The organism is Micromonospora sp. NPDC047620 (genome assembly GCF_043205005.1).
In the GTDB taxonomy this organism is placed as follows: domain Bacteria; phylum Actinomycetota; class Actinomycetes; order Mycobacteriales; family Micromonosporaceae; genus Micromonospora.
Map to the genome: position 1 here is coordinate 1 of NZ_JBIDDG010000083.1, position 2,245 is coordinate 2,245.

General features: G+C 73.1%; 2 protein-coding genes. Both read right to left on the reverse strand.

The window, feature by feature from the left end:
* A partial coding sequence (locus ACGF5C_RS34265; RefSeq protein WP_393308493.1) for an AMP-binding protein occupies positions 1–1,229 on the reverse strand: 1,229 nt, incomplete at its 3' end.
* 111 nt (positions 1,230–1,340) lie between these two features.
* Positions 1,341–2,245 (reverse strand): condensation domain-containing protein (locus tag ACGF5C_RS34270; RefSeq protein WP_393308495.1); only part of this gene is annotated, 905 nt, incomplete at its 5' end.

Genomic DNA, 2,245 nt, shown 5'->3' on the forward strand with positions numbered 1-2,245 from the left:
TGCAGCATCCGGCTGTCCGGACCCACCGCGCACTCCTCGCGCATCCAGGTGAGGAAGTTCGTCAACATGGCATGGGTCAACACCACGCCCTTCGGCTTCCCGGTCGACCCCGACGTGTAGATCACGAACGCCGGCCCGGAGGCGTCCACCACCGGCAGTTCGACCGGTCCGGTCGCCTCCACCGTCGGCCAGTCGTCGTCCAGGGCGACGACCCGTACGCCGTCGGGCCGGGGGATGCGTGGGGCGACCTCGCCGACGGTGAGTACGACCCGGGCGCCGTGGTCGGCCAGGAGCATCCGCATCCGCTCCGCCGGCCACGCCACGTCCATCGGCGTGTACGCCGCCCCCGCCCGCAGGACCGCCAGGGTGGCGACGAGTGTCCACATGCTGCGGTCCAGCGCCAGCGACACCACGTCCCCGACGCCGACGCCGGCTGACCGCAGGTAACGGGCCAGCAGGTCCGATCGGCGCGCCAGTTCCCCGTACGTGAGGATCTCGCCGTCGGCGACGCCCGCGACCGCTTCCGGGGTCCGGCGTGCCCACGCCAGCACCAGGTCGTGGATCGGCTCGTCCGGCACCGGCCGGCCCGGGCCCCGGCCCCACGCGAGCAGCCGATCGCGATCGGCCGCGCCCAACAACGGCAGCCCCGACAGCGGGACCTCGGGTTTCCGCATCCCGGCCGACACCAGCAGCACGGTCTGGTCCAGCAGGCCCCGCACCCAGTCCGCGGAAAAGCCCTCCGCCGCGTAGTCCACCCGCAACCCGGACCCGTCCGAGGCCACGGTCGCCACCAGATCGACGTCCACCGCCGCCGGGCCGTCCTCGGCGACCGGGCCGTCGACCAGGCCCACCGCCACCGGACCCAGCACCCCCGAAGCCGCCACCGGCGCGGCCCACGCCGCGCCCACCCGCGACACCAGCTCCCCGAACGTCGGATCGTCCGCGACATCCACCCGCGCCACCGACCCGCCCGTCGCCAGGCCCAGCGCCACCTCGTCCTGACCGGTGTACCGGGCCAGCACTCCGACGAGGCCGGCCAGCAGCACCACACCGGCCGGCTCCGGGCCCGTCAGGTCGGGCAGCTCCACCGTCCGCGACTGCGAGGCCGCCCGGGCCGGCCACACCAACGGCCGCCGCAGGTCCGCCATCAGGTCCAGGCCCTCGAACTCGGCACCCGCCCCGGCGACACCCGCGGCCTCGGCCCGACCACCAACGAACCCGACAGACATGAGCCAACCTCCGATCAGGGCCGGCGTCACCTGTACGGGTACCGCCGGGTCAGGGAATCAGGAACTGGCGTGGACGCGGCCGTCCGCGCCCACGGCACGAGGACTACGGGGTCAGTCAGCGGCGGTGGACAACCCGGGCCCGGCTTCCAGGAAGCGCAGCATGTGACCGTTCAGCTCCTCGGCGAGGCGGTACGGCAGGAGGTCGGTGCGGATGGTGATGCGCAGGAGGGCGTGGTCGGCCCGGGGAAGCACCTCGACCGTGAGGCCGTTGGGCACCTCCCGGGCGTACGGCTCGACGACCTCCTCCGTCCGGCAGCCGGGCAGCTCCAGCGGGTGCACCACGTTGTCCTGGAAGACGAAGGTCGGCAGGCTGGCCACCACCTCGCTGGAGATCCCGGCGGTGGGATCGTCGGCGGTCTCCGCGAAGGAGACGTCCTGGGCCCGCATCAGGTCGCTGATCGTGTCGTTGACCCGGAGGACGAGTTCGTCCTCCGGCCCGTCGAACCGGACCCGGACGCAGTTGAGGTTGATCCTGGTGGTGAAGGCGGAGTCGAGGACGCGGCTACCGCGCTTGGCGACGACCATCAACAGGCCGATGTCGTCCTGCTGGTGGAGGGCGCGCAGCGCGGTGGCGAAGGCGGCGGCGAAGTAGGCGGAGCGGCTGAACCGGTGTTCGCGGGCGGCCCGATCCCAGCGTGCCATCACCTGAGGCGTGACGGTGACGGTGTGTCCGGCCTTGGGACCCCAGGCGAGCGCCTGCTCCAGCGACGCGTCGGCGGGAGGGTTGCCCTGGCGGGGCAGGCCGCGGAGCTGTTGGCGCCAGTAGGCGCGCTGCGACTCCAGGTCGGTGGCGGCACGCAGCCGGGTGAATTCGTCGTACGACTGGCGCAGCGTCGGTGCGGGGCGGTCCCACGCGGGTGCCTGGCCGGTCAGGCGTGCGGTGTAGGCGTGGCTGAGGTCGTGGACGAGGAGGGCGTGTGACCATCCGTCGAAGGCGATGTGGTGGATGCCGATGC